The 23860-nt window shown below is 72.2% G+C and carries 27 protein-coding genes and 1 pseudogene; 13 read left to right on the top strand and 15 right to left on the bottom strand.

What is annotated here, in order from left to right; genetic code table 11:
* Positions 1 to 52 precede the first annotated feature (52 nt).
* Positions 53 to 730, bottom strand: coding sequence for a TetR/AcrR family transcriptional regulator (locus L3078_RS36520; RefSeq protein ID WP_239758203.1), 678 nt, complete (start codon positions 728 to 730; stop codon positions 53 to 55).
* Positions 731 to 932: 202 nt separating this feature from the next.
* Between L3078_RS36520 and L3078_RS36515 the strand changes: the two genes are divergently transcribed.
* The 4 genes and pseudogenes from L3078_RS36515 (at position 933) to L3078_RS36500 (ending at position 5211) form a co-directional block, all read left to right on the top strand.
* A complete protein-coding gene (locus L3078_RS36515; RefSeq protein WP_239758202.1) occupies positions 933 to 1736 on the top strand; it encodes an SDR family NAD(P)-dependent oxidoreductase in 804 nt (267 codons plus the stop codon).
* 67 nt (positions 1737 to 1803) lie between these two features.
* Positions 1804 to 2925, top strand: a complete 1122-nt coding sequence (locus tag L3078_RS36510) for a DUF5938 domain-containing protein (protein WP_239758201.1) — start codon at positions 1804 to 1806, stop codon at positions 2923 to 2925.
* A 70-nt stretch (positions 2926 to 2995) separates the two neighbouring features.
* Entirely contained in the window at positions 2996 to 4546 is a 1551-nt protein-coding gene (locus L3078_RS36505) for an acyl-CoA synthetase (protein ID WP_239758200.1), read from the top strand.
* Positions 4539 to 5211: pseudogene (locus L3078_RS36500) on the top strand (thiolase C-terminal domain-containing protein). The gene L3078_RS36505 and the pseudogene L3078_RS36500 overlap by 8 nt, the downstream one beginning before the upstream one ends.
* A 65-nt stretch (positions 5212 to 5276) precedes the next feature.
* On the opposite strand, the gene L3078_RS36495 reads toward L3078_RS36500, so the two are convergent.
* Positions 5277 to 5972 (bottom strand): SDR family NAD(P)-dependent oxidoreductase, encoded by a 696-nt coding sequence (locus L3078_RS36495; RefSeq protein WP_239758199.1) that lies wholly within the window; start codon positions 5970 to 5972, stop codon positions 5277 to 5279.
* A gap of 102 nt (positions 5973 to 6074) precedes the next feature.
* Between L3078_RS36495 and L3078_RS36490 the strand changes: the two genes are divergently transcribed.
* The 5 genes from L3078_RS36490 (at position 6075) to L3078_RS36470 (ending at position 10206) form a co-directional block, all read left to right on the top strand.
* Positions 6075 to 6953, top strand: coding sequence for a helix-turn-helix transcriptional regulator (locus L3078_RS36490; RefSeq protein ID WP_239758198.1), 879 nt, complete (start codon positions 6075 to 6077; stop codon positions 6951 to 6953).
* A 96-nt stretch (positions 6954 to 7049) separates the two neighbouring features.
* Positions 7050 to 7214 (top strand): hypothetical protein, encoded by a 165-nt coding sequence (locus tag L3078_RS36485; RefSeq protein ID WP_239758197.1) that lies wholly within the window; start codon positions 7050 to 7052, stop codon positions 7212 to 7214.
* Positions 7215 to 7334: 120 nt separating this feature from the next.
* Complete coding sequence (gene modA / locus L3078_RS36480; protein ID WP_239758196.1) at positions 7335 to 8168, top strand: molybdate ABC transporter substrate-binding protein; 834 nt, start codon at positions 7335 to 7337, stop codon at positions 8166 to 8168.
* Positions 8165 to 9061, top strand: a complete 897-nt coding sequence (modB, locus tag L3078_RS36475; RefSeq protein ID WP_239758195.1) for a molybdate ABC transporter permease subunit — start codon at positions 8165 to 8167, stop codon at positions 9059 to 9061. The genes modA and modB overlap by 4 nt, the downstream gene beginning before the upstream one ends.
* Entirely contained in the window at positions 9058 to 10206 is a 1149-nt protein-coding gene (locus L3078_RS36470) for an ABC transporter ATP-binding protein (RefSeq protein WP_239758194.1), read from the top strand. The genes modB and L3078_RS36470 overlap by 4 nt, the downstream gene beginning before the upstream one ends.
* A 292-nt stretch (positions 10207 to 10498) precedes the next feature.
* Here L3078_RS36470 and L3078_RS36465 read toward each other — a convergent pair whose 3' ends face one another.
* The 7 genes from L3078_RS36465 to L3078_RS36435 form a co-directional block, all read right to left on the bottom strand.
* On the bottom strand, positions 10499 to 11254 hold the full coding sequence (locus tag L3078_RS36465) for a class I SAM-dependent methyltransferase (protein WP_239758193.1): 756 nt from the start codon (positions 11252 to 11254) through the stop codon (positions 10499 to 10501).
* Positions 11255 to 11302: 48 nt separating this feature from the next.
* Positions 11303 to 12502: an aminotransferase class V-fold PLP-dependent enzyme gene (locus L3078_RS36460; RefSeq protein WP_239760603.1), complete on the bottom strand. Its 1200-nt coding sequence runs from the start codon at positions 12500 to 12502 to the stop codon at positions 11303 to 11305.
* 1 nt (position 12503) lies between these two features.
* A complete protein-coding gene (locus L3078_RS36455; RefSeq protein ID WP_239758192.1) occupies positions 12504 to 13823 on the bottom strand; it encodes a pyridoxal-phosphate dependent enzyme in 1320 nt (439 codons plus the stop codon).
* A complete protein-coding gene (locus tag L3078_RS36450) occupies positions 13820 to 15280 on the bottom strand; it encodes a type III PLP-dependent enzyme domain-containing protein (protein WP_239758191.1) in 1461 nt (486 codons plus the stop codon). The genes L3078_RS36455 and L3078_RS36450 overlap by 4 nt, the downstream gene beginning before the upstream one ends.
* A 195-nt stretch (positions 15281 to 15475) precedes the next feature.
* Positions 15476 to 16027: a GNAT family N-acetyltransferase gene (locus L3078_RS36445; RefSeq protein WP_239758190.1), complete on the bottom strand. Its 552-nt coding sequence runs from the start codon at positions 16025 to 16027 to the stop codon at positions 15476 to 15478.
* Positions 16028 to 16091: 64 nt separating this feature from the next.
* The gene (locus L3078_RS36440; RefSeq protein WP_391803346.1) at positions 16092 to 16574 is read right to left on the bottom strand and encodes a DUF2267 domain-containing protein; all 483 of its coding nucleotides are present in this window, start codon (positions 16572 to 16574) and stop codon (positions 16092 to 16094) included.
* Positions 16575 to 16710: 136 nt separating this feature from the next.
* A complete protein-coding gene (locus L3078_RS36435) occupies positions 16711 to 17145 on the bottom strand; it encodes an Hsp20/alpha crystallin family protein (RefSeq protein ID WP_239758188.1) in 435 nt (144 codons plus the stop codon).
* Positions 17146 to 17275: 130 nt separating this feature from the next.
* On the opposite strand from L3078_RS36435, the gene L3078_RS36430 reads away from it, so the two are divergent.
* On the top strand, positions 17276 to 17956 hold the full coding sequence (locus tag L3078_RS36430; RefSeq protein WP_239758187.1) for a type III effector protein: 681 nt from the start codon (positions 17276 to 17278) through the stop codon (positions 17954 to 17956).
* A 583-nt stretch (positions 17957 to 18539) separates the two neighbouring features.
* Here L3078_RS36430 and L3078_RS36425 read toward each other — a convergent pair.
* Together L3078_RS36425 and L3078_RS36420 are read right to left on the bottom strand one after the other, a co-directional pair.
* Positions 18540 to 19220, bottom strand: coding sequence for a HemK2/MTQ2 family protein methyltransferase (locus L3078_RS36425; protein ID WP_239758186.1), 681 nt, complete (start codon positions 19218 to 19220; stop codon positions 18540 to 18542).
* A gap of 140 nt (positions 19221 to 19360) precedes the next feature.
* Positions 19361 to 19576, bottom strand: a complete 216-nt coding sequence (locus tag L3078_RS36420) for a hypothetical protein (RefSeq protein ID WP_239758185.1) — start codon at positions 19574 to 19576, stop codon at positions 19361 to 19363.
* A gap of 157 nt (positions 19577 to 19733) precedes the next feature.
* Here L3078_RS36420 and L3078_RS36415 point away from each other — a divergent pair, with 157 nt between their 5' ends.
* Entirely contained in the window at positions 19734 to 20156 is a 423-nt protein-coding gene (locus L3078_RS36415; RefSeq protein ID WP_239758184.1) for a CBS domain-containing protein, read from the top strand.
* Positions 20157 to 20186: 30 nt separating this feature from the next.
* Positions 20187 to 20408, top strand: coding sequence for a DUF6480 family protein (locus L3078_RS36410; protein WP_239758183.1), 222 nt, complete (start codon positions 20187 to 20189; stop codon positions 20406 to 20408).
* A 12-nt stretch (positions 20409 to 20420) separates the two neighbouring features.
* On the opposite strand, the gene L3078_RS36405 is transcribed toward L3078_RS36410, so the two are convergent.
* The gene (locus tag L3078_RS36405) at positions 20421 to 20837 is read right to left on the bottom strand and encodes an ATP-binding protein (RefSeq protein WP_239758182.1); all 417 of its coding nucleotides are present in this window, start codon (positions 20835 to 20837) and stop codon (positions 20421 to 20423) included.
* Positions 20838 to 21105: 268 nt separating this feature from the next.
* On the opposite strand from L3078_RS36405, the gene L3078_RS36400 reads away from it, so the two are divergent.
* Positions 21106 to 21468: a hypothetical protein gene (locus L3078_RS36400; RefSeq protein WP_239758181.1), complete on the top strand. Its 363-nt coding sequence runs from the start codon at positions 21106 to 21108 to the stop codon at positions 21466 to 21468.
* A 56-nt stretch (positions 21469 to 21524) separates the two neighbouring features.
* Here L3078_RS36400 and L3078_RS36395 read toward each other — a convergent pair whose 3' ends face one another.
* The 3 genes from L3078_RS36395 to L3078_RS36385 all read right to left on the bottom strand — a co-directional run bounded on the left by L3078_RS36395 (position 21525) and on the right by L3078_RS36385 (position 23788).
* Positions 21525 to 22490 (bottom strand): YihY/virulence factor BrkB family protein, encoded by a 966-nt coding sequence (locus tag L3078_RS36395; RefSeq protein WP_239758180.1) that lies wholly within the window; start codon positions 22488 to 22490, stop codon positions 21525 to 21527.
* Between the two features lie 10 nt (positions 22491 to 22500).
* Positions 22501 to 22926, bottom strand: coding sequence for a DUF6003 family protein (locus tag L3078_RS36390; RefSeq protein WP_239758179.1), 426 nt, complete (start codon positions 22924 to 22926; stop codon positions 22501 to 22503).
* A 112-nt stretch (positions 22927 to 23038) separates the two neighbouring features.
* Entirely contained in the window at positions 23039 to 23788 is a 750-nt protein-coding gene (locus tag L3078_RS36385; protein WP_239758178.1) for a DUF1775 domain-containing protein, read from the bottom strand.
* Positions 23789 to 23860 lie beyond the last annotated feature (72 nt).

Raw genomic sequence — 23860 nt, 5'->3', positions numbered from 1 at the left:
AGGAGCCGCAGGGGACCCCCTTTTTAACGTCTCCCACCCGCCCGACGCCTGGTCAGACAGGGGTGACCAGCTGGTCCAGAAGCTGTGCCACGCTTGCCGTCAGGTCGGCGGCGGCACTCTCGCCGCCGCTCAGATGCCTCAGCAGTGCCTGCTGGAACAGTCCGTCGAAAAGCGCGTACGCGACCGGAGATGACACGGCCACGGGTGAACCGGCCAGGTCCGCGTACTGGCTGACGATGCGCCAGATCATGCGTTCCAGGCTCTGGTCGATGTCGAGGACGTCGTCACGGAACGACTCCTCGAACAGGCTCTGGTTGCGCAGGTCGTACCAGAGCCGGTGCATCGCCGCGTCGTCACGCAGGGTCCCGGCCATCGCCTCGGCGAAGCCCTCCTTGAGCGCCGGGGCCGAGTCGGCGGTGGCGACGATGCCGTCGTAGCGGGTGACGCACTCCGCCTTGTACTGCCGCACGCAGTAGGTGATCAGCTCGACCTTGTCGCGGAAGTAGTAGTGCAGCACGCCGTGGGAGAACTCGGAGTTCTGCGCGATCTCACGCAGGCTCGTACGGGCGTAGCCCAGCTCGGACAGGGTCCGCAGCGCGGACGCGGCCAGCTGGGCCCGGCGCTCGGCGAACTTGTCGACCTGCCGCCGGGAGATCCGGTCCGCGTTCTTCCCGTCCCTGCCGTCCTTGACGTCCCTGTCCTTGACGTCCTTGCGCGCGGTCTGCGTCACAGCTGCATTCCCGTCACACCTCTCCACCTGGCCCCGCCCCGCGCGGGCTCCGCCCCCACGGTAGCGCGGCCCGGACGGTCACGCACCGATTCCCTGGACACTCGTCCAGCAAAACCTTGACGACTGTCCAAGAAAGTCTTGACGACTGTCCAGAAATGGCCGACGCTGACGCCACTCAGCCATCTCGACGAGGAGAGGTTCCATGAGCGTGTACGACCTGACCGGGCGCAAGGCGCTGGTGACGGGCGGGGCCCGAGGACTGGGCGCGGGGATGGCCGAGGCGCTGGCCCGCGCCGGTGCCGCCGTCGTCATCGGGGACATCCAGGAGGAGGCGGGCAAGGCGACCGCCGACGCGCTGAGGGAGTCCGGCGCCCGTGCCGGGTTCGTTTCCCTCGACGTCACCGAGGACGCGAGCTGGGAGTCAGCGGTCGCGCAGACGGTCGCCGAACTCGGTGGCCTGGACATCGTCGTCAACAACGCCGGGGTCGAGATCTCCGGTCTGGTCGTCGACCTCGACCCGTCCGACGTCCGCCGGATGCTCGACGTGAACGTCCTGGGCACGGCACTCGGCATCAAGCACGCGTTCCGCGCGATGCGCCCGGGCGGTCCGGCAGGCGCCGGCGGCGCGGTCGTCAACATCGCGTCGGTCGCGGCGACCATCGCCTTCCCCGGCATCGCGGGCTACTCCGCCACGAAGTCGGCGGTGGACCGGCTGACCCGGGTGGCCGCGCTGGAGTCGGGCAAGCTCGGCTACGGCGTGCGCGTGAACTGCGTGTACCCCGGGCTGGTCCCGACCGAGATGGGCGCCCGGCTGGCGGCGGACATGGAGACGCTGGGGCTCTTCCCCAGCGCGGAGGCGGCGGTCGGCAGCGTCATCGGGCTGACCCCGCTCGGCCGGCTCGGCGAGGTCACCGACATGGCCGACGCCGTGGTCTTCCTCGCCTCCGACGGCGCCCGTTTCATCACCGGGGCCGGTCTGCCGGTCGACGGCGGCATGGGCATGTGACGGGACCCCACCCACCCCTCGGCCCACCCCTCCGCCCACCCCCGCACCCACGAAAGGTCGACCGATCATGAGCACCAGCAAGCCCGTCGTCGTCTACGGGGCCTCCGGCTACACCGGTCGCCTGGTCTGCGAGTACCTCCGCGAGTACAACATCCCCTTCATCGCCGCCGGACGCGACAAGGCCCGTATCCGCGAAGTCCTCGACAAGGTCCCCGGGATCGACACCGTGGACCACGAGGTCGTCGAGGTCGAGCACGCGGTCGGACCGCTGACCGAGCTCTTCCGTGGCGCCAAGGTGGTGAGCAACATGGTCGGGCCGTTCATCAAGTACGGGCCGGAGGTCGTGGAGGCCGCCCTCGCGGCCGGCTGCCACTACCTCGACACCACGGGCGAGCAGGACTGGGCCCTCGACGCCGAGGCGCGGTGGGGCGACGCGTACGCCGCGAAGGGCCTGCTGCTGTCCCCCGGCATCGCGCAGATGTACACCACCGGCGAGATCGCGGCCAACATCTGCCTGGAGACCCCCGGCCTGGACACCCTCGACGTCCTGGTCCTGTGGAAGGGCTTCCCCACCTACGCGTCGACGCAGACGATCTTCACCATCCTCAAGGCCGACTGGCACTACCTGGAGGAGAACCAGTACCGCAGGTGGGACCCGCTGACCGCCGCCGACGTCGCCGTTCCCGGACAGCACGAGACGGCACTCGCCCTGCCGTGGGGCGGCACGCTCCACCCCGTGTGGTTCAAGAACGATCCCAGGGTGGCCACCTGCAAGGCCCTCGGCGGCGTCATGGACCGGGGCGTCATGCAGGGCGTGGTGGAGACGGTCAAGATGGTCGAGTCGCAGATCAAGACCCTCCCCGCCGAGCAGCAGGACGCCGCACTGGCGGAGGTGGCCGCCTCGGTGCAGGCCGGCATGCCGCCCCGGGAGAACCCGCGCGTCAACACCTCCGTCGACTCCGTCCACGCCTCGGGCCCGCTGGGACGCGCCCACTGCGTGATCCACGGCCACAGCAACTACAAGCAGACCGGACTGCTCCAGGCGTACGCCGCCCGCAGCCTGCTCCAGCAGCCGCCCCGGCGCGTCGGTCTGGCCTCGGCGTGCCAGGCGTTCGGCCACCGCGAACTGCTCGGCCAGCTCAAGGCCTTCGGACTCGTCCTCGACCCGGTCCTCACCGTCCACGGCTGAGTCCCGGGCCGAGCCCGGCAACCCCGAGAACCTTGCGACACCCGGAACCCGGAAGAACGAGGATGACGCCGTGCGTCTGACCGACTATCTCGACAAGGGCGCGTCCCTGGGGCCCGACGCCCCCTGTCTCACCACGCGGGGACACACCCTCACCTACGGCGAGGTCCAGGAACTCTCCTGGCGGGTGGCCCGCGCCCTGGACCGGTCGGGCGTACGGCCCCGGGACAAGGTGGCGGTGCTCTCCGCCAACGATCCGACCGCCTTCTCCTGCGTGTTCGGCATCTCCCGGGCCGGCGCGGTCTGGTGCCCCGTCAACCCGCGCAACGAGGCCGCCGAGAACCGCGAGTCGCTGGACCTCTTCGACTGCGTCTGCCTGATCTTCCAGAAGGCGTACGCCCCCCTGGTCGCCAAGATCCTTCCCGACCTGCCGAAGCTGACCACACTGGTCTGCCTCGACGGATCCCCGCCCTTCGCGACCTCCCTGGACGCATGGCTGGACGACCTGCCGACCGACCCGTGGGAAGCGGCACCGGCCGACGACACCGTCATGCTCGTCGGCACGGGCGGCACCACGGGCCGGCCCAAGGGCGTGATGCTGACCGACCGGAACATCGAGACCATGTCGGCGCTGACGCTGATGAGTTACCCGTTCGGCACCCGCCCGGTCTACCTGGCGCTCGCCCCGCTGACGCACGCCGCCGGGGTGCTGTGCTTCCCCGTCATGACGCTGGGCGGCGAGATCGTCATCATGCCGACGCCGGACCTCACCGAGTTCCTCGCGCTGGTCGAACGGCATCGGGTCACGCACACCTTCCTGCCACCGACGCTCATCTACATGCTCCTCGGCCACGCGGACCTGCCCGCCACGGACCTCACCTCGCTGCGCTGCCTCTGGTACGGCGCCGCCCCCATGTCGGCGGCCCGGCTGGAGGAGGCCATCGAACGGATCGGCCCGGTCATGGCCCAGCTCTTCGGCCAGTCCGAGGCCCCCATGATGATCTCGACGATGGCCCCGGAGGACCACTTCCACCCCGACGGCTCGCTCGCCGTGGAGCGCTTCACCTCCGCCGGACGGCCCTCACCGCTGGTCACCGTCGCCATCATGGACGGCGAGGGGCGGCTGCTGCCGCCCGGCGAACGCGGCGAGATAGTGGTCCGCGGCTCGCTGGTGATGGCGGGCTACTACAAGAACCCCTCGGCCACCGAGCAGGCGTCCCGGCACGGATGGCACCACACCGGGGACATCGGCCATCTCGACGCCGACGGCTACCTGTTCATCGTCGACCGCGCCAAGGACATGATCATCAGCGGCGGATTCAACGTGTACTCCGCCGAAGTCGAACAGGCGGTCATGGAGCACCCCGCCGTCCAGGACTGCGCGGTCGTCGGGCTCCCCGACGACACGTGGGGCGAACGCGTGACCGCCGTCGTCCAGCTCCACGCCGGAGCGAGCGCGGCGAGCGTCACGGGCACCGGCCTGCGCGACTTCGTCAAGGCCCGGATCGGGAGCGTCAAGGCCCCCAAACAGGTCGAGGTATGGCCCGACCTCCCCCGCTCCAAGGTGGGCAAGGTCCTCAAGAACGAGGTCCGGTCCCAACTGCTCGGGAACGCGCATGACTGACACGGTCCGCACGGTGTACGTGGCCGGGGTCGGCATGGTCCCGTTCGGCAAACCCGGAGCCGGTGAAAGCTACCCGGTCATGGCCGAACGCGCCACCCGCGCGGCTCTGCACGATGCCGGCCTGCCGTACGAGGCCGTCCAGCAGGCCTACGCCGGATACGTCTACGGGGACTCGGCCGCCGGTCAGGCCGCCCTCTACTCCCTAGGCCTGTCCGGCATCCCCGTCGTGAACGTCAACAACAACTGCGCCACCGGCTCGTCCGCCCTCTGGCTCGCCCGTCAGGCAGTGGCCTCCGGTGCCGCCGACTGCGTACTGGCCCTCGGCGACCGCATGACCCACTTGCAGGGCCATGACGAACGGACACCGGTCGCGGCCCCGTTGTTCGGAGGCGCAGGAGTCGCCCACATGGACAGGCACGGCACCGATCCCGCCACAAGCGGATACGGCCCGCGGGACGTCGACGTGGTCGAACTGCACGACTGCTTATCCGTCGAAGGGACACCCCCTCGGAGCGGCCGGCCTGGCCCAGTGCGCCGAGCTGGTCTGGCAACTGCGCGGCCGGTCCGGCTCCCGCCAGGTCGAGGGCGCGCGGGTCGCACTCCAGCACAGCATCGGCCTGGGCGGGGCCTGCGTGGTCATGCTGTACGAGAACGCTCCCCGCTGACTCGCTGCTCAGGGCGTCGTGTTCGGGGTTGGGCCGGGTCGGGAGGCTCCCGGTTCAGGGGTGGGTCACCAGGCCAGGTCGCCGTGGCGGTCCCGGAGGGTGCCGGTCGGGCCGTTCGTTCCGATGGTGGCGAGTTCGACGATCGCGTCGGTGCCCTCGGTCACCGTCTGCGGGCCGCTGTGCCCGTTGAAGTCGGTCGCGGTGTAGCCCGGGTCGGCCGCGTTGACCTTCACGTCCGGCCAGGCCTTCGCGTACTGCGTGGTCAGCATGGTCACGGCGGCCTTCGACGCCGTGTAGAGCGGAGCGACGGCCCGGCCCTCGACGCGCCCGGTGTCGTGGGTGGCCGCGAACGAGCCCATGCCGCTCGACACATTGACGATCACCGGGCTCGCGGACTTGCGCAGCAGTGGCAGGAACGCGTGTGTCACCCGGACGATCCCCACGACATTGACGTCGAAGACCGCGCTCGCGTCGTCGGCCGTCACCTGGTCGGCGGGGGCGTGCGGCCCGAAGACGCCCGCGTTGTTGATCAGGACGTCGACGGCGCCCTCGTGGGCGGCGATGTCGGCGGCGGCCGCGGCCACCGACGCGTCGTCGGTCACGTCGATCCGGACGAAGCGGGCGCCGAGTGCGTCGGCGGCCGCCCGACCGCGCTCCGGATCACGGGCACCGACGAGGACGGTGTGGCCGACCTCGATCAGGCGGCGAGCGGTCTCGTACCCGAGGGACTTGTTGGCTCCGGTGATGAAGGTTGTCGTCATGCGTCCACTCTCGGCCGGGGACGAGACGGCAACCAGTGCCCCCCGCGACGGTAGGACGGCCAGTACCAGGCACGACGGCCGTACGGCGGACACAATGGTTCGGTGGACGAGACCCTTGGCACGGCGTTGCGCCGCTGGCGCGACCGGCTTTCCCCGACCGACGTCGGGCGGACCTCGCGGCCCGGACGGCGTGCGGTGGGGTTGCGACGCGAGGAACTGGCCGAGCTCGCGGGGCTGTCGGTCGACTATGTGGTGCGGCTGGAGCAGGGGCGTGCCACGAGCCCTTCGGCGCAGGTCGTCGCGAGCCTGGCCAGAGCGCTGCAACTGCAGCCCGTGGAGCGCGATCACGCGTATCGGCTGGCCGGCCTTCTCCCGCCGCAGGAGGGGACGATCTCCACGCATGTCCCGGCGGGGGTCCAACGGATGCTGGCTCGCCTCGGGGAGTTCCCGGTGGGGGTGTTCAGCGCCGACTGGACCCTGTTGTCCTGGACCCCGGCATGGGCCGTGCTCCTCGGCGACCCCAGCGCACGCTCCCACGACCAGCGGAACCTGGTGCGGGCGGTCTTCGCCGCCGGGCCCTCGGGGCTCGCGGCCTGGCCCGTGCTCCAGGACGGCGACGCTCTCGACGCCGCCCTCGTCGCCGATCTGCGCACGGCCCTCGTCGCCTACCCCCGGGACCGTGGTCTGCTCGGCCTCGTCGAGGAACTGCGCTCCACCAGCGCGGAGTTCACCCGGCTGTGGGACGAGGGCACGGTCGGACCGCATGTCTCGTCCCGCAAGACGGTCGTGCACCCCCAGGTGGGTGAGGTGGTCTGCGACTGCGACGTCCTCACCGTCCCGGGCTGCGATGTCCGCCTCGTCGTCTACACGGTGGCGGCGGGTTCCCCCGACGCGGAGAAGCTGGAGTTCCTACGCGTCACGAACGGCCTCCGCACCGACGGCCCCCTGCCACCGGGGTCCGGCCTGTTCTCCACACCGTGACCGCCAGGGGCGGGCGGCCGAGGGCGCGCCGGTCCGTTGCGGGGGCCCCGTCAGCGCGTGTCGATCGCCGCTGCGGTGGCGCGTAGGGCAAGTGCGGTGCGAGGGAGATCGGCGTGGAGCAAACGGCCCGCGAAGGTCGCCGAGGCCTTGGCGCGGGTGCTGCGGCTGACGGAGGACAAGCGGGCGTACCTCTTCGGCCTGGCCGGGCTGGTGCTGCCCGGCCGACGGCCTCGTCGCCGCGCGCCTCCCTCCCCCCTGTAAGAACGCACATGCCATGCCGAGAAGAGGAGAACCCCGGCTTGTGCGATGCCCCTGATGACTTCTGCCTGGCACTTGCGGCAGAATCATCAGCGCAGCGCAGACCAGAGGGAGTGGACCGTGATGACCCGTTCCGTACGCCGGAGCCGTCGCACTCGTCGGAGCACGCGGGCCCTGCGGGCAGCCGGGGCCGGTGCCGCCGCCCTGCTGGTCCTGAGCGCCTGCGGTTCCTCCGACTCCGGCTCCTCCGCGCAGTCGGGGCCCGCCGGCGCGGGAGAGCTCTCCGGAGAGGTCATCGTCTTCGCGGCGGCCTCACTCAAGGAGAGCTTCACGACGCTGGGCGAGCGGTTCGAGAAGGAGCACCCCGGGACGAAGGTGACGTTCAGCTTCGGCGGCAGCGACGCGCTCGCCGCCGGCATCACCGGTGGCGCCCCGGCGGACGTCTTCGCCTCCGCCAGCCCCAGGACCATGGCCGTCGTCACCGAGGCCGGTGACGCCTCCGGCACCCCTCAGACCTTCGTACGCAACCAGCTGGAGATCGCCACCCTCCCCGGCAACCCGGACGGGATCTCCTCCCTCGAGGACCTGACCGACCCCGGCCTGAAGGTCGTGCTCTGCGACGAGGCCGTGCCGTGCGGCGCGGCCGCAAAGAAGGCGCTCGACGCGAGCGAGCTGAAGCTGACGCCGGTGTCGTACGAGGAGGACGTGAAGTCCGCGCTCAACAAGGTGGTGCTGAAGGAGGCCGACGCGGCGGTCGTCTACCGGACCGATGTGAAGGCGGCCGGTGAGAAGGTGGAGGGCGTGGAGTTCCCCGAGTCCGCCGACGCCATCAACGACTACCCGATCACCCTGCTCAAGGAGTCGAAGAACTCCGGCACCGCCAAGGCGTTCATCGCACTGGTGCGGTCCGCCGAGGGCCAGAAGGTGCTGACCGAGGCCGGGTTCCTCAAGCCGTGACCTCCCCCTCCGATTCCGCCTCCTCCCCCGCGAGGGAAGCCGACGCCCCGGACACCCTCGGCGGGGGCCCGCGGCGCCGGCGCGTCCACGGCGGTGGGGCCCTGCGCGGGCGTCGCGGGGGTGTCCCGCTCCCTCTGCTGCTGCCCGCGCTGATCGGCCTCGTCCTGCTCGTCCTCCCCCTCGTCGCCCTGCTGATCAGGGCGCCCTGGCGCAGCATGCCCGACCTGCTCACCAGCCCCGAGGTGTGGCAGGCGCTGCGGCTGTCCCTCGTGTGCGCCACGGCGGCCACGGCGGTGAGTCTGGTCGTCGGGGTGCCGTTGGCCTGGCTGCTGGCCCGGGTCGACTTCCCCGGACGCGGTCTCGTACGGGCCCTCGTCACCCTCCCCCTCGTCCTGCCCCCGGTGGTAGGCGGTGTGGCGCTGCTGATGGCGCTCGGCCGCAACGGGGTCGTCGGGCAGTGGCTGGACGACTGGTTCGGGATCACCCTGCCGTTCACCACGGCCGGGGTCGTGCTCGCCGAGGCGTTCGTGGCGATGCCGTTCCTGGTCATCAGCGTGGAGGGCACGCTACGGGCCGCCGACCCCCGCTACGAGGAGGCCGCGGCCACGCTGGGGGCCTCCCGGTTCACCGCGTTCCGCCGGGTCACGCTGCCGCTGATCGCGCCCGGGGTCGCGGCGGGCGCGGTGCTGGCGTGGGCCCGTGCGCTCGGCGAGTTCGGCGCGACCATCACGTTCGCCGGCAACTTCCCCGGCCGTACCCAGACCATGCCCCTCGCCGTCTACCTCGCCCTCCAGAACGATCCGGAGGCGGCGATCGCCCTCAGCCTGGTCCTGCTGGCCGTGTCGATCGCGGTGCTGGCGGGACTGCGCGACCGATGGATGACCGCCTCATGACCGGCACCGAGAAGACCCCCGACAACGCCGCCGCCCCCGCCTCGGCACCTCCCCCGGCCTCCGCGCCTCCCCCCACTCCCGCCTCGGCCCCGGCGTTCGGCGAGGGCCTCGACGCCCGGCTCGTCGTCGAGCGTGGCCCGTCGTTCCGCCTCGATGTGACGCTGACCGCCGCGCCCGGCGACGTGGTGGCGCTGCTCGGCCCCAACGGCGCTGGCAAGACGACGGCGCTGAGGGCGCTCGCCGGACTCGTCCCCCTGTCGGACGATGGCCGTCTGCGGCTGGACGGCGCCGAGCTGGACCGTCGGCCGCCGGAGTCGCGCCCGGTCGGAGTGGTCTTCCAGGACTATCTCCTCTTCCCCCACCTCACCGCCCTCGACAACGTGGCCTTCGGCCCCCGCTGCCACGGCGCGAGCAAGGCGGAGGCCCGGGCGCAGGCCGCGGAGTGGCTGGAGCGGATGGGTCTCGCCGCGCACGCCGGAAGCAAGCCCCGGCGGCTCTCCGGCGGCCAGGCGCAGCGTGTCGCCCTCGCCCGCGCCCTGGCCACCCGTCCCCGTCTGCTCCTCCTCGACGAACCCCTCGCCGCCCTCGACGCCCGCACCCGCCTCGACATCCGTGCCCAACTCCGGCGCCATCTGGCCGACTTCGAGGCCGTCGCCGTACTCGTCACGCACGATCCGCTGGACGCCATGGTCCTGGCCGACCGGCTGGTCGTCATCGAGGACGGCCGGATCGTCCAGGAGGGCACGCCCGCCGACATCGCCCGCCGCCCGCGCACCGACTACATCGCCCACCTGGTCGGCCTCAACCTCTACCGGGGCGAGGCGGAGGGCCACTCGGTCCGTCTCCCGGCCGGCCCCACCCTCACCACCGCCGACGACCTCACCGGACCGGTCTTCGTCGCCTTCCCGCCCAGCGCCGTCACGCTCCACCGGGAGCGGCCCACCGGCTCCAGCGCCCGCAACCTCTGGCACTGCGAGGTCACCGGCATGGAGGCCCACGGCGACCAGATCCGCGCCGCCCTGGCCGGCGAGCTCCCCCTGGCCGTCGACCTGACGACCGTCGCGGCGGCGGAACTCGGCCTCCACCCCGGCAGCGAGATCTGGGCGACGGTCAAGGCGAGCCAGACCCACGCCTACCCCGCCTGACGCCCCACCCGGACCACGGTGGTCACACGGCCGTCCCGTAGCCGGTCGGACTCCCCGCTCCCCCACCCGCTGCGAGGCGTACAGGGCCCTTCGGCGTGTGGGTCGTCTGCGGGCCGGTGGGGGCTGGTCGCGCAGTTCCCCGCGCCCCTGAAAAGCCGGGGCTGCGCCCCGTGCTTTTCAGGCCCGACCAGCCCCCACCGGACCCGCGCCGTCACCGCCCTCTTCAAGTCGACCGAGGTCTCGCTCGCGACGGCGTAGACGGCGAACGCGTGAGCGCGACCGCCTGAGCGCGTCAGCGCAGGGCCGCCAGGACGTGGCTGGGGCCCACCTGCCAGACCGGGCCGACGTGGTCGAACCCCGCGTCGCGCAGCAGGGCGACATGGCCGGAGAGGGTCAGATCGTTGCCCTCGCAGCGGGGGCGTCCGGTGTCCGCGCGGTGCGAGAGGAGCCGGGCGAGTTCCGGGTCGGCGGCGGCGCCGGCCCACCAGGAGTCCCAGTCCTCGACGAGCGGCACGGCGGTGCGTTCGCTGCGGCGGCGGCCGATGTCGATCGCCAGCTCGGACACCTTCGTGGAGTCCGGGCTGATGTGGTCGCCGTTGATCAGGATGCCGCCGGGCCGCAGCAGCCCGGCGAGGTCCCGGTAGACGCCCCGCAGGGTCTCCGTGCCGAGGTAGTGCAGCGCGGTGGTCGACACCACCGCGTCGACGGGGCGCTCCAGGGCGAGCGCGTCGAGCCAGCCGGGTTCACCGATCACGGTGCGGACATAGCGCAGGGCGGGGCCGTAGTGGGCGCTGCCCAGTTCCAGGAGAAGCGGGTCCGCGTCGACGGCGAGCACGTCGGCCGTCGGCAGGCGGGCGGCGAGGCGCGCCGCCAGGCAGCCCGGGCCGCTGCCCAGATCGAGGACGAGCGGCGCGGCACGGTCGCGTGTCACTAGCTCGACCAGATCCGCGATGACCTCGAACCTCTCCTCGCGGTCGACCGCGTACAACTGCTGCTGGCGTTCCCAGCGCTCCACCCATCGCGCCGCTGTCGTCGTACTCAGACCCATGCCTGTCGCACTGCCCCCGTCTTCGGAACCTGCTTCTGTTAATGGAAATCATTGCAGAGTGGCGAGGGTGGTGAGCAGTTCTTGGATCTCTTCAGGGGTGTTGTGCACGTGCAGGCTCACCCGTACCGAGCCGTCCTCCGCGTCGCGGCCCGCCTGGCAGTGGCCGTCGGTGCGCACCATGAACCCCCGGCTGAAGAGGATGAAGCCGAGGTCCTGCGAGCCGATCTCGCGGTGCCGGAAGGTGACGAGACTGCGGCGCCGCTGCACCTCGGTGTCGGCCCGGAGGCTCGTCCGGCAGCCGAGCACCTCGTAGGCGTCCATCCGGGACAGCCCGTCGGTCAGCAGGGAGGTCAGCGCCACGGTCCAGCGTTCGATCCGGTCCGGCCCGGCGGCGGCCAGCCAGTCGAGCGCCGCCGCCAGCCCGGCGACACCGACCGTGTTGGGTGTACCGCTCCAGCCGCCGGGCCGGAGGGCCGGTCCGCGCCGGCCCCGTGCCCAGACCGCGCCGGAACCGGGCAGGGCCATCGTCTTGTGGCCGGAGAACACCACGAAGTCGACGTCGAGTTCGGCCATCGAGACCGGCACGTGCCCGACGCTCTGCGCGGCGTCCAGACAGATCGGCACCTCCGGCCCGACGACCTGCCGGAGCCGGTGCACGTTCATGTCGACGCCGTAGACGTGGTGGACGTGGGTGGCGGCCACGAAGCGGGTACGGGGGCCGACGAGCGCGGCGAGCGCTCGCGGATCGTAGTCGCCGGATCCGGCCTGGTACGGCAGCGGCCGGACGCGGACGCGTACGCCCTGTCCGGCCAGCAGCTCCGCGGCCTCCAGCCACGGCGACAGGTTGGCCTGGTGGTCGGCGTGCGGGACGACGATCTCGTCCCCGTCGGTGAGGAGGGCGGGCAGCCAGTCCAGGGCGATCGTGCGCAGCCCCGCCGTGGTCCCGCTGGTGAAGTGCACCGACGACCGGTCCGGGTCGGGGTCCCCGAGGAACTCCTTGATCCGCTCCCGGGTGCCCTCCACCAGCGCGGTGGTGGTGTTGGCCCAGGGATAGGACCCCCGGCCCGCGTTGGCGTTGGTCGTGGTCAGATACGTCTGTACGGCGTCCAGGACGCGCCGCGGTTTCTGGCTGGTGGCCGCGCTGTCCAGGTAGGCCAGGTCGGGGTGCGCGGCGATGATCGGGAACTGGGCGCGCAACGGCCGCTGCCACGCCGCCAGTTCCGCCAGCTCCGTGGCGGGATCGGTCATCTCAGTCACGCACCAGGGGTGCGCCCGCGTCCCGCCAGGCGATGACGCCGCCGGCCAGACTGCGCACGTCGGGGTGGCCCATCCGGGTGAGCAGGGCCGCGTACCGGGCCGACTTCTCGCCGACCGGGCAGGCGAGCAGTACGGGCTGCCGCTTGCTGAACGGCAGCCCGCCCCGCACGAGTTCCTCGAAGAGTTCGTCGACGATGTTCACCGAGCCGTCGATGTGGAGCGCCGCGTACGCGAACGGGCCGCGCAGGTCGATCACGAGGGGGCGCTGCTCGGCGATCCACTTCTGGGCCTCGTCGACGTCGACGACCTTCACCGAACGGATCTCGCTGTCGGTCGGGGCCGTGGCCGCGTTCCTCGCCGGAGGACGGCCCAGCAGGTCCGGGCGGCGCTGCCGGACGTAGCCGAGGTAACTCTCCGCCCGGTCGCAGACGATGAAGACGGCTGTCTTGCGCTGCGTCAACTCGGCGTCCACGGCGGCCAGATGACGGACGGCACCGTGGTAGGCCGCCCCGCCGGTCGGGCCGGCGAGCAGGGCGCAGCGGCGGAGCAGGGTGAGCATCCCGTCGATGGCCTCGTCGGCGCTCACCGATTCCAGCGTGTCGTAGGTGGCCGGGTCGAAGATGCCGACCTCCTGCACCTCGTCGACGGTACGGATGCCGGGGATGAAGTCCCCTTTCCGGCCGACCAGTCCGACGACGCGCACCGCCGGGTCGTGCGCGCGCAGCGCCCTGGCGACGCCGGTGGACGATCCGGCGGTGCCCACGCAGGCGATGAAATAGTCGGGGGCGCGGCCGTCCAGGTCGGCGATGATCTCCGGGCCCGTTCCCGTGGCGTGGGCCTCGGTGTTGAGGGCGTTGAAGTACTGGTCGGTGTGCAGGTGGGCGCCGCCCGGGCGGTTCAGCCGCTGGTGGAAGAGGGTCAGGGGGTCCTCGGTGTCGGTCGGGTCGAGGCATTCGGTCTGGCCGGGGAGTTCCTCGATCTCGGCGCCGAGCAGCAGGAGCAGGTCCTTGATCTCGGGGACACGCATCCGGTTGGTGACGCTCTTGAACGGCAGTCCGTGCAGCCCGGCGATGAGGGCCAGGGCCTTGGCGGTGTTGCCGCTGGACAGCTCCACGATCGTCTCGCCGCGCTCCTTGGCTCCGGTGATGTCGTGCCGGGTCATGCTCCACGCGGCCCGGTCCTTGAGCGACCCGAAGGGATTGAGCATCTCCAGCTTGGCGTAGAGGTCGATGTTGCGCAGGCCGTGGACGGCCGGGTCGATACGGACCAGCGGTGTGTCGCCGATGGCGTCGGTGATGGTGTCGTACCTCATGGCTGCGAACCCCCCGTGCGGCCGAGCGGCCAGTACTCCTCGTCCAGACACCACCGCCACTGTCCGTCCTGCCGGTGGACGGCCACCTTCCGTGCGACGGGCTGCTGTTGGGCGTGGGTGGCGCCGAAGTCCATGCAGTAGCCCGCCGTGTTGACGAAGGCGAGGAGGTCGCCGGGGCGCGGGAGCCGGGGCAGGTGGACGGTGCGACGGGTGATCAGATCCGCCTCCAGACAGAGGTTTCCCATGAGGTGGACGGCGACGGCGCCCGTGGGGGAGGTCGTGTCGCGGGGCAGGACCAGGGGGTCAAGCAGCACTCCGTGGGCCTCCAGGCCGACGTCCCCCGCGTTCATCGCGAGGCGCACCAGATGCGGCCCGGTGTCCGCGGGCCGGACCTCCAGGACCCTGCCGAGGGTGAGGCCGCACTGGTCGACCAGGGCGCGGCCGGGTTCGGCGTAGAGGTCGTACAGGCTCTCCAGCAGCAGGACGCCCAGCGGGCGCCCCAGGGTCGGTGACGGGTGCGAGAGAAGTGCGTCGAGGTACGCGGCCCCGGCGACGGGGCGATGGGCGGGGTAGAGGCTCAGCGCGCCCCTGAGGGTGCCGTTCTCGGCCCGTAGGCCGTAGCCGTGGCCGCCCCAGGTCAGGGGTGGGCGGCTGCCCATGACGGCGCCGGTGAGTTCGCTGGTGTAGCGCTCCCACTGGGCCGCGTGCGCCAGGTAGTCGATGCCGAAGCCGCCGCCGACGTCGATGACACGCGGGTGGAAACCACGGATCCGCAGCTCCTCCATGGCTCGCAGGCATCCGTCGAGCGCGGCGGCCTTCTCGTCGAGGCCGGTGGTGTCGAGGTGGTAGCCGACGCCGATCGGCTCCAGGACCCGCCGGTGGCGGTCGAGGACGTCGAGCAACTGGTGCAGGGATTTCACCGGGGTGCCGAAGCGGCTTCGGCGCGAGAGCCGTGCGGCGCCTGTCGCCTCGAACCCGGAGAGGCGTAACAGCACGCGCAGCGGCGGCAGTTCGTGGGTGCGGACGAGGTCGGCGGCCTGTCGCAGTTCCTCGGGGCCGTCGACGTTGAGGACGGCCCCGCAGCGTGCGGTGAGCCAGAGGAATTCCGGGTCCTTGGGGCCCGTCGCCATGATCCGGTCGCCGGTGAAGCCGGACCCGAGCGCGTGCTGGAGTTCACGGAGCGAGGCGACGTCCAGGGCGGCGTCCGTCGTGGTGAGCCGGCGGACGAGGGAGCTGGACCGGTTGGCCTTGTGGGCGAAGAAGATCCGCCCGCCGAGATGGTGGCGGTCGAAGACGGAACGGAACCGCCGCACGTTCTCGGCGATCCCGTCCGGCAGGACGATGTTGAGGGGTGAGCCGAGCGCGTCCACGAGGGTGTGGAGGAGCGGAGCCGACTCCAGGAGCGCCGCTGTGGGCGGTGCCAGCCGTGGCTCCAGGTACAACGGGTCGTCGCTCATACCAGCGGTTCCTCCCGCCGAGGAGTACGTACCGGTGTCGGCAGACAGTCATAACGACCGTAACCAGCACCGGCCCCTCTCAATCCGGCATGGGGGACGGGCGGCCGTTTCCGACTGTTTCCGGATGCCGGACGGCTGGAACGGGACGGTCGGGGCGGGACTTGAACTCAGAGGGGCAGGCCCGGACGGGCAGGCTCAGAGGGTGAGGCTCATCAGGATGGCGTCCCGGTCGTCGCCCGGCGCGATGCGCAGCGCGCCGGGCCAGCGACCGACCTCCACCCAGCCGATCCTGCGGTAGAAGTCCTCCAGCCCGACGCCGCCCCGGGTGGAGAGCGTCAGCCGCTCCAGACCCATCTCGTCCCGCGCGATGTCATGGGCGCGCCGCATCAGCGCGACGCCGACGCCCCGGCCGCGGTGGCGGGGGCGGGTCTGGACGTGGTTGACCGTGCCGCAGTGCAGGCTCAGTGGGTGCTGCTCCCGGCGCAGGATCAGCCAGCCCGCGAGCGAACCGCCGACGGTCGCGACGAGCAGCCTGCCGTGCTCCGGGTGCAGTCGGCGGACGAGCCCGTCGACCACGGGGGCGACGTCCCGTGCGCTCACCGGCAGCGGCGGGAACTCGGTGGCGAGCACCGCGCCGCCCGCGTTGGCGACTTCTCCCCAACAGTCGACGATCTCCTGTCGGAGATCACCGGTGACCTCGTCGGGACAGGTCAGCTGCGACAACTCGGGATCTTCGCGCACCGTCATGCCCCTCAGCCTCCCAGAGGAGAGGGCACCGGCACACGTCCATGAGCGGCCCGGCGGCCGTGGTTCAGAGAGTCGTCGTGCCGGTGGGGGCTCCCGCGCCCACCAGGTGAGCCGTGGGCGTCTGGGTGAGTTCGGCTCGGCCGAACAGCAGGGCGTAGCCGGGCGGGAGTTGGGCGAGGACGCGGTCGAGGAGGTCGTCGCCCGCGAGTTGCGCGACGATCCGCAGGACGGTCCCGGTGTCCCAGCGGGTCGTGGCCGCCGTACCGCCGGTGCGGGACGCCAGGTCCTTGACGAAGCCCCAGCCGGTGACCGGTTCGGGGTCGGGGATCTCCGCCGTGAAGCAGCGAGCGGCCTCGTGGGGAAGTCTGGCCGCGAGTTCGACGCGCTCGTCACCGGTGAGCCGGCGACCGAAGGCGGTCAGTACGGAACGCACGGCCTCCTCGGCCCGTGCGCGGGTGGGGTAGGCGCCCTCGTAGCGCACTCTTTCCAGCATCTGCTCGAACGTCATGCCCACGGTGTGCCGGCACGGCTCTTGCAGGGAGAACATCGTGAAGCGATCGCCTTTCTCGTCCGAGGGGGGGCGCGAGGGGGCGGCGGCCAGGGGCTGAGTCCCGGCCGCCGGTGGGACGGGCGGAGGACGGCGGAGGGGAGCCGTCCTCCGTATCGGCGCGACCGACCGGGGTTCAGCCGCGGATCTCCCGGTGGGCGGTGCCGCCGCCGATGGCGACCTTGCGGGGCTTGGCGCGCTCGGCGATCGGGATCCGCAGGGTCAGCACACCCGCGTCGTAGTCCGCCTTGATGTGCTCGGTGTCCAGGGTGTCGGCCAGCACGACCTGGCGGGAGAAGACACCCAGGGGCCGCTCGGAGAGCTCCATCTGCACGTCGTCCGCCTTGGCGACGGGGCGCCGCTCGGCCTTGACGGTGAGCATGTTCCGCTCGACGTCGACATCGATCGCGTCCGGGGACACACCGGGCAGGTCGAGGGCGATCACGTACTCCTCGCCCTCGCGGTAGGCGTCCATCGGCATCGCCGACGGGCGTGACCAGGTGCCGGTCGTGTTCAGGAGCTGCTGGGTGAGGCGGTCCAGCTCACGGAACGGATCGGTGCGCATCAACATCGTCAAACACCTCCAGTGTTCGGGTCAGGCACGTTCTGCCAATGCGTTTCACCTGCCTTCGTTGTAACATGTCATCCAAGTGATGACAAGTGGAAAGTCGTCGATACGACGACATCGTGTTGGAGGGCCCATGACCACCACTCCTCAGCCCGCCTCCGACTCCGGCGGTCTCACCCCCACGTCCTTCCTCGCGGCCGCCGCCGCGCTGGACACGATCCACGAGGCCCTGCACACCGCCCGGACGCCCCGGGACGGGGAGCGGCCCGAGCCCGAAGCGACCAGCTCGGAGCAGGCGCTCGCCGCGCTCCTGTCGCTCCGCGAGGCGCGCGATCAGCTCGCCGAGTGGGAGGCGGGTCTCATCGAGGCCGCCCGGGAGGCGGGCGCGAGCTGGGCCGACCTCGCGCAGCCCCTGGGGGTCTCCAGTCGCCAGGCCGCCGAGCGCCGCTATCTGCGGGTACGCCCCGGGCGGCCCGGATCCACCGGCGAGCAGCGCGTACAGGCCACCCGCGACCGCCGCGCCGCCGACCGGACCGTGACCAGCTGGGCCCGCGCCAACGCCGCGGACCTGCGCGGGCTCGCCGGTCGGATCGCCGCGCTCACCGACCTCCCCGCCGCCGCCCGCACCCCCGTCGTCGAACTCACCGCCGCCCTCGCGAACGACGACGCCGCCGCCCTCATCGCCCCCCTGGCGGACACGCACTCGTACCTGACCCCCGGCCACCCCGAGATCGCGGCCCAGGTCGACGACATCACCCGCCACACCACCAACCTCCGCCGCACCAGCACCGACCACCGCCAGAACAGGGCGTGACCGCCTCCGGCGAGCGGGGCGGGGGTCAGGACGGCGGGGGTGCTTGAGGGCCGAGGGTGCGGGGGCGCGGGGGCTCCGGGGGCCGCGGGGGCACAGGGGGTCCGAGGGGCGCGAGGGCCGACAGGCGTTGCACAAGGCTGCCGCCGACGCCGGAGCGATCACCGGCACCGGCACCGGCACCGGACGGGGACACCGGGCGGGCCCGGGGCCACGGCGTGCTGGGCGCCGAGAGCGGGTGCCAGGGTGATGGGCTCGGGGTGCCGGCGACGCGCGGGTACGAGCGGATCCAGGGCCTCATGCGCGCAGGACCCCGTCAAGGAACGCGGGGCACCGACGGGTGACGAAGCTGCCGCCGACGCGAAGTCCCCATCGTCGCGGGCCCGAGGCGCCCGACGCCCTCGCCGACCGGCTCGTCGCCGCCGCGCCGTGCGTGGTTCTTCGCCGCGCCGTGCGCGATTCGTTCGTCGAGCCGTGCGCGGTTCGTTCGCCGGGGCGTGGAGGGTGTCGGTGTGGGCCACGGTCCGTGTGGTCGGCGGGCGGCGTTCCGCGTGTCCGGCACGCGTGGGCCTGGCGTGTCGCGCCGTCACGGGCGTTCGGCGCGGATGACGACCAGTTCCTCGTGGCTGTCGGTCTCGTCGATCAGGCCCTGGCGGACGAGCCAGGGGCGGCGGGAGCGCAGTACCGGGCCGTAGGGCACCTCGGCCCGGTCGACGACCGAGGCGCGCAGTCCGCCCTGCTCGAGCCCCCGCAGTGTGGCGTCGGTGCCGCACAGGCCCGAGTGGACGACCAGCAGCACCCCGCCCGGTCGCAGCATCCCGGGTGCCGCCACGCAGAGGCGGTCCACGAACACCCGGCCGTCCCGTCCCGCCTCCCACGCCCGCGCCGGGCCGCCGCGCGGCACCCGGTCGGCGGGCGAGGGCACGTACGGCGGATTGCTGATCACCAGGTCGTACGCGCGTCCGGCGACCGCCGTGGTGAGGTCACCGTGCCGGACACGGACCCGCCGACGGGCGAGCAGCGCGTTGACCCGTGCCGTGAACACGGCGAGCCGCGAGATGTCCACGGCGGTCACCCGGGCGCCCAGACGCGCCGCCTGTACGGCGACGGCGCCGCTGCCGGTCCCCAGGTCGAGTACGTCGGTGGACGCGTCGACGTCCTCTCGGCACAGGGCGCGCACGAGCAGTTCGGTGTCCCACTGCGGGGCGTACACACCCGGCGGGGTGAACAACAGCGTCGACGTCGACATCAGCGTGAGCGCCGCCATCGGTCACCTCCGTTCTCTCGGGCACAACGGCGACACCGCCGCCACGAGCTGCCCGGTGCCGGATCGGCACACCCGACACACCCGACACACCCGTATCGCGCCTCACGCGAGTACCCGGGGATCCGGGGACCACACGGCGACTACGGGTGGTCCGGCTGCTGACCCGGCGGCACCCCTCCTCCCTTGCCGCCGCCCTTGCCGCCCTTGCCGCCCTTGTCCGTGCCGTGGGCGTGGCCGCCCTTCGTCTCCGACTGCCGGGCCTTCAGTTCGGCGCTGTCCTGCGGTGTGGCACCGCCCTTGTCACTGCGCCGCTGTTCCGGCTGCTGCGGGTTGGACATCTGTGACACCTCGCTCACTTCAGGAATGGTCAGGGTTGGTTGGGATGGTTGAGACCGGCGGGTTCCCCTGAGGAGGCTTCCGATGCGAGCGCGTGGGGTTTTGTCGCTTATGGGGTACTCGGGAGACCGAGCGGCGGCGAAGGCGCCGTCCCACTCCACGGAGGGATGGGTTCCCATGACTACGCATGTCAGCGAGCTGATGACAAGCGCCCCGGTGACCGTCGAACCGCAGACGTCGGTGGCGACCGTGGCCCGGATGATGCGGGACGAGGACATCGGCGCCGTTCTGGTCACCGAGGGCGAGCGGCTGCGGGGGCTGGTCAGCGACCGCGACCTGGTGGTCCGCACGCTGGCCGAGGGCGGCGACCCGGACCGGACGACCGTGGCCGACGCGTGCAGCGACGACCTCGTCACGGTGGGCCCCGACGACGACGTCAGCCGAGCGGTGGAATTGATGCGCGAGCACTCGGTCCGTCGTATGCCGGTCGTCGACGCGGAGCAGCACGCGGTGGGCATCGTCTCCCTCGGGGACCTGGCCATCGAGCGCGACCCCGAGTCGGCCCTCGGCGACATCAGCTCCACCAAGCCCAACAAGTAGCCGCTCACGCCGCCGAAGGGAGCGTGCGCCATGACGAGTCCTGATCCCGGCCCCCGGCGAACGCCCGGAGCCGACGTACACGGTGGGGTACCGCCCGGTGAGACACCACCCGGCGAAGGGGGGACCTCCGGGATCTCCCATCCGGAGCCGCCCGCACCACGCACGGGATGGGGCTCGATGTCCCTCGTGCTGATGATGGTGGTGGTGGCACTGATCGTGGTCGGCCTCGTCGGTATGGCCGTGGTCCTCTGATCTCCCCCGCCGCTACCGGCCGCTGCCGGGGGGCGGCGGGTCCGCCAGGGCGATGCGTGCCGTGATGCGCTTGCCGACCGGTTCCTGCTCGATGAAGAGATCCTCGGTCACGGCCTTGACGATCTCCAGCCCGTGCTGCCCGACCCGGTCGGGGTCGGCGGCCCGGGCCGCGGGCACCGTGGGATCGCTGTCCCAGACGACGATGTCCACGCTGTCGGCGGTGACACGCAGTTCCAGGAGCACGGGCCCGGGGGCGTACTTGCGGGCGTTGGTGACCAGTTCACTGACCACCAGCTGCGTGAGGTCCCGTACCCGTGCCGAGACGACCAGTCGATGGTCGGCGTGGGCGCGGTCGAGGAAGGCGAGGGCGTGGTGGCGGGCATCGGCGATGCAGCCGTCCTCGCCACCCAGGGCGTATCCGGCCCGCATCAAGCACCTCTCCGGTCCGCTACAGCCGTCACCGTCGGCATTCGATCCCACGTGTCCCGCCCTCATTCCCCCCTCACATACGCGCCCGTACCCGCGATGGTTTCATCCATGCCACCCCATCGGCCTCGGGAGGGCCGGCCTCGCCCGGACCGGACGAGCGGCGAAATGGCCGGAAGGTGCCGCCCCTGCGAGTTCGGAAGCGGACGCCCGGGGCATTCGGACGGCGGAGACGTGCTTGCGCTCATGGAGCCTCAGGGGAGGAGAGGTCATGTATCTGGCACGGGGAGGGAGCGCGGACGGCACCGGGTTGCTGTGGGCCATGGGCGCTCTGGCGCTGTACCTGCTGATCAGTTACGGGCTGCACTACCGGGCCCGGGCCCGACGCGGCTCCGGGCGGGCCGCCCGGGAAGCCCTGCACGACCTGAAGGACCGCGAGGACCCTCAGCCGCAGCAGCGCTTCGTCAGCCGCATGATCATGCTGTGCGGCGGGGCGGCCACCGGTCTGGCCGCCTTCGCGACCAGTGGCGTCGTCCGCGTCGTGGCCGTGGGGCTCACCGCCGTGGTGGGCGTGGCGGTGTGGGCGTACTACGACCACCGCGTGGAGACGCGCACCCCGGCCACGGACCGATGACCCGCCCGCCCCGACCGGGATCACGGCCCCGGCCGGCGTCACAGCCCCGGCCGGCGTCATGGTCCCGGCCCCGGATCCGGGCGTACCGCCTCCGTGATTCCGGCGCGGGCCGCTTCGAGTTGGGCGGCGAACGCGATGCCCAGGAACAGCACCACACCCGTGAGGTTGGCCCACAGCAGGAGGGCGACGAACGCCGTCAGCGGTCCGTACACGGCGCCGAACGATCCGCTCTTCGCGACGTAGAGCGCCAGCAGCCACGTGGCCGTGACCCACAGGACCAGGTGGACCGCCGAGCCGAACGCCAGCCAGGTGTAGCCCGGTTGATCCCTGCGCGGGGCCCAGCGGAAGATCACCGCCGACGCGACCCAGGCGAGCAGGACGCCCAGCGGCACGTCGAGAGGGCCCCACCAGTCGAGCCACCCCTGTGACCAGTTGAGGGCCTCCACCACCGCGGCCCCCACGGCGTCCCCGGCGACGAGCACGAGGAATCCCAGCACCATCGGCATGCCCGCCGCGAGGGCGAGGAGCAGCGCCCGCCCGTACTTGGCCAGGAAGGGCCGGTCGCGTTCGACGCCGTAGATGCGGTTGGCGCCCCGCTCCACCTGCCCCATCGCCGAGGCGAGGTTGAGCAGGGCGAAGGCCAGTCCCAGCCACATGGCGACGGCGTTCCAGAAGCCGGAGCCGGCGCTGCGCGCGGTGGCGTCCAGCGCGTCCTCGACCAGACTCGCGCTGGCGCCCGGCACGATCCGGCCCACGGTCAGCTCGATGATCCGGCCCACGCTCTCCGTGTGCACGGTGGTGGCCACGCCGACCAGCGCGATGGTGAACGGCACCAGGCCCAGCACGATCTGGAAGGCGAGCGAACGGGAGTGCGAGAAGCCGTCCGCGTAGCGGAACCGGGCGAACGCGTCGAGGAGCAGCCGGCGGCCCCCGTAGCGCCTCAGCGCGGTCAGCGCCTCGTCGCCGGACAGTTCCTCACCGATCATGTCCCGTGTCTGCGGGACGTGGACCACGGTCCCCATCGCGGGCGTCTCAGCCGCTCGCCGCGGCCGTCACCGTGTCGGGGTCCATCCCCGTCAGTTCCACGATGCGGTGCGGCGGCACGCCCGCGGCCAGGGCGCGGCCGATCAGGCCGTCCCGGCCCTCCGCGCTGTCGCGGTAGGCGAGCAGTTCCTCCTCGATCCGGGCGAGCGGCTCCGGCGCCAGTCGGTGGCGGACCCGGCTCAGTTCCTCGTCGCTCAGCGGGACGGGCAGCCGTTCCGCCCCCTCGGGAATGGACCCCGTCTCCTCCGGCGGCAGCAGGCGCAGGCGCGCGGAGGTCGGCGTGGTCCCCTGGGCGTCCAGCCACGCGCGCACGGCGGGAGTCTCCATGCAGGCGAGATCCTCGACGGCGGCGGGGGCCACGCCGAGCGGCACGGACTCGTCGTCGAGCAGGAACAGATAGGCGTCGTCGGTCATCCTCGATCCTTTCCCCACGGCTGCTGACCGACATCCGCATACCCCCTCGTGGCCGATTAACCGTCCGACGGGCCCGGGCTCACCCGAACCGGGCCCGCGTCGACTCCCGGGGTCAGGCGGTGGTGCCGCGACGGCTCCGGAACCACCACACTCCGCCGCCGACCGCGACGAGGACGGCCGCGCCGATGCCCAGCGGCACGGCCGGGGAGAGACCGTCGTCGCCGTCGGTGCTCTCCGCCGCCGGCTCGGCGGCCGGCGTCCCGGCCTCCGACTCCTTCGTGGCGTCGGTCGTGGGGGCGGCCGTCGTGGGTTCCGCGGAGGGCGTGGGCGTGGGGCTGACGAGCTTCGCACCGGGCGCGGCGGGCTTCAGGTCCAGCCGGGGCGCGGGGTGGCCGTGCCCGTGGCCGTCGCCCTCGGACTCCTCCTCCAGTTCGATCCAGCGGTCCACCTTGCCGTCGCTGTAGGACTGCAGGGTCTTGAAGGCCAGCGACTTGGCGTCGGGCAACTGCCGTACGGTGACGACGTATTCGACGTCCTCCCCCACCGCGCGCTTCTCGCCCGAAACGGTGTAGCCCCGGCTGGTGGGGGCGAACTTCCAGCCGTCCGGGCCCTTCTCGTAGGTGATGTCGCCGGGGGCGATGCCCTCGGGCAGGACGACCTCCAGCTTGGTGATGCCGGCGGAGGCGGACTCCGACTCCGCGGAGAAGGTCAGTTCGACGTTCTGGTCGAGGGCGCGGGCGCCCTCCGCCTCGACCTCCGCGTGGGCCGCGGCGGGCCCCGCGCCGGCGAGGACGGACGCGAGGGCGACGGCGGTGAGCGCGGCGGAACGACGCAGGGTGCGCGGCATGGTGGAGCGAGGCACGGGGGAACTCCCTTGAACGGGCGGGCTGAAGACTGTGGTGGGACACGAGGCGGCCCCCGCGCACGCGGATCG

The organism is Streptomyces deccanensis (assembly GCF_022385335.1).
In the GTDB taxonomy this organism is placed as follows: Bacteria; Actinomycetota; Actinomycetes; order Streptomycetales; family Streptomycetaceae; genus Streptomyces; species Streptomyces deccanensis.
The sequence above is the reverse complement of the archived record's forward strand: the minus strand, read 5'-3'. Positions and strand labels throughout refer to the sequence as shown.

What these genes read in the sequence shown, in the direction of transcription:
- L3078_RS36515 (WP_239758202.1), top strand. Translation starts at nt 933, where the DNA reads ATGAGCGTGTACGACCTGACCGGGCGCAAGGCGCTGGTGACGGGCGGG.
- L3078_RS36510 (WP_239758201.1), top strand. Translation starts at nt 1,804, where the DNA reads ATGAGCACCAGCAAGCCCGTCGTCGTCTACGGGGCCTCCGGCTACACC.
- L3078_RS36495 (WP_239758199.1), bottom strand. Translation starts at nt 5,972, where the DNA reads ATGACGACAACCTTCATCACCGGAGCCAACAAGTCCCTCGGGTACGAG.
- modA (WP_239758196.1), top strand. Translation starts at nt 7,335, where the DNA reads ATGACCCGTTCCGTACGCCGGAGCCGTCGCACTCGTCGGAGCACGCGG.
- L3078_RS36470 (WP_239758194.1), top strand. Translation starts at nt 9,058, where the DNA reads ATGACCGGCACCGAGAAGACCCCCGACAACGCCGCCGCCCCCGCCTCG.
- L3078_RS36465 (WP_239758193.1), bottom strand. Translation starts at nt 11,254, where the DNA reads ATGGGTCTGAGTACGACGACAGCGGCGCGATGGGTGGAGCGCTGGGAA.
- L3078_RS36460 (WP_239760603.1), bottom strand. Translation starts at nt 12,502, where the DNA reads ATGACCGATCCCGCCACGGAGCTGGCGGAACTGGCGGCGTGGCAGCGG.
- L3078_RS36455 (WP_239758192.1), bottom strand. Translation starts at nt 13,823, where the DNA reads ATGAGGTACGACACCATCACCGACGCCATCGGCGACACACCGCTGGTC.
- L3078_RS36450 (WP_239758191.1), bottom strand. Translation starts at nt 15,280, where the DNA reads ATGAGCGACGACCCGTTGTACCTGGAGCCACGGCTGGCACCGCCCACA.
- L3078_RS36445 (WP_239758190.1), bottom strand. Translation starts at nt 16,027, where the DNA reads ATGACGGTGCGCGAAGATCCCGAGTTGTCGCAGCTGACCTGTCCCGAC.
- L3078_RS36440 (WP_391803346.1), bottom strand. Translation starts at nt 16,574, where the DNA reads ATGTTCTCCCTGCAAGAGCCGTGCCGGCACACCGTGGGCATGACGTTC.
- L3078_RS36435 (WP_239758188.1), bottom strand. Translation starts at nt 17,145, where the DNA reads ATGTTGATGCGCACCGATCCGTTCCGTGAGCTGGACCGCCTCACCCAG.
- L3078_RS36430 (WP_239758187.1), top strand. Translation starts at nt 17,276, where the DNA reads ATGACCACCACTCCTCAGCCCGCCTCCGACTCCGGCGGTCTCACCCCC.
- L3078_RS36425 (WP_239758186.1), bottom strand. Translation starts at nt 19,220, where the DNA reads ATGGCGGCGCTCACGCTGATGTCGACGTCGACGCTGTTGTTCACCCCG.
- L3078_RS36415 (WP_239758184.1), top strand. Translation starts at nt 19,734, where the DNA reads ATGACTACGCATGTCAGCGAGCTGATGACAAGCGCCCCGGTGACCGTC.
- L3078_RS36410 (WP_239758183.1), top strand. Translation starts at nt 20,187, where the DNA reads ATGACGAGTCCTGATCCCGGCCCCCGGCGAACGCCCGGAGCCGACGTA.
- L3078_RS36405 (WP_239758182.1), bottom strand. Translation starts at nt 20,837, where the DNA reads ATGCGGGCCGGATACGCCCTGGGTGGCGAGGACGGCTGCATCGCCGAT.
- L3078_RS36400 (WP_239758181.1), top strand. Translation starts at nt 21,106, where the DNA reads ATGTATCTGGCACGGGGAGGGAGCGCGGACGGCACCGGGTTGCTGTGG.
- L3078_RS36395 (WP_239758180.1), bottom strand. Translation starts at nt 22,490, where the DNA reads ATGGGGACCGTGGTCCACGTCCCGCAGACACGGGACATGATCGGTGAG.
- L3078_RS36390 (WP_239758179.1), bottom strand. Translation starts at nt 22,926, where the DNA reads ATGACCGACGACGCCTATCTGTTCCTGCTCGACGACGAGTCCGTGCCG.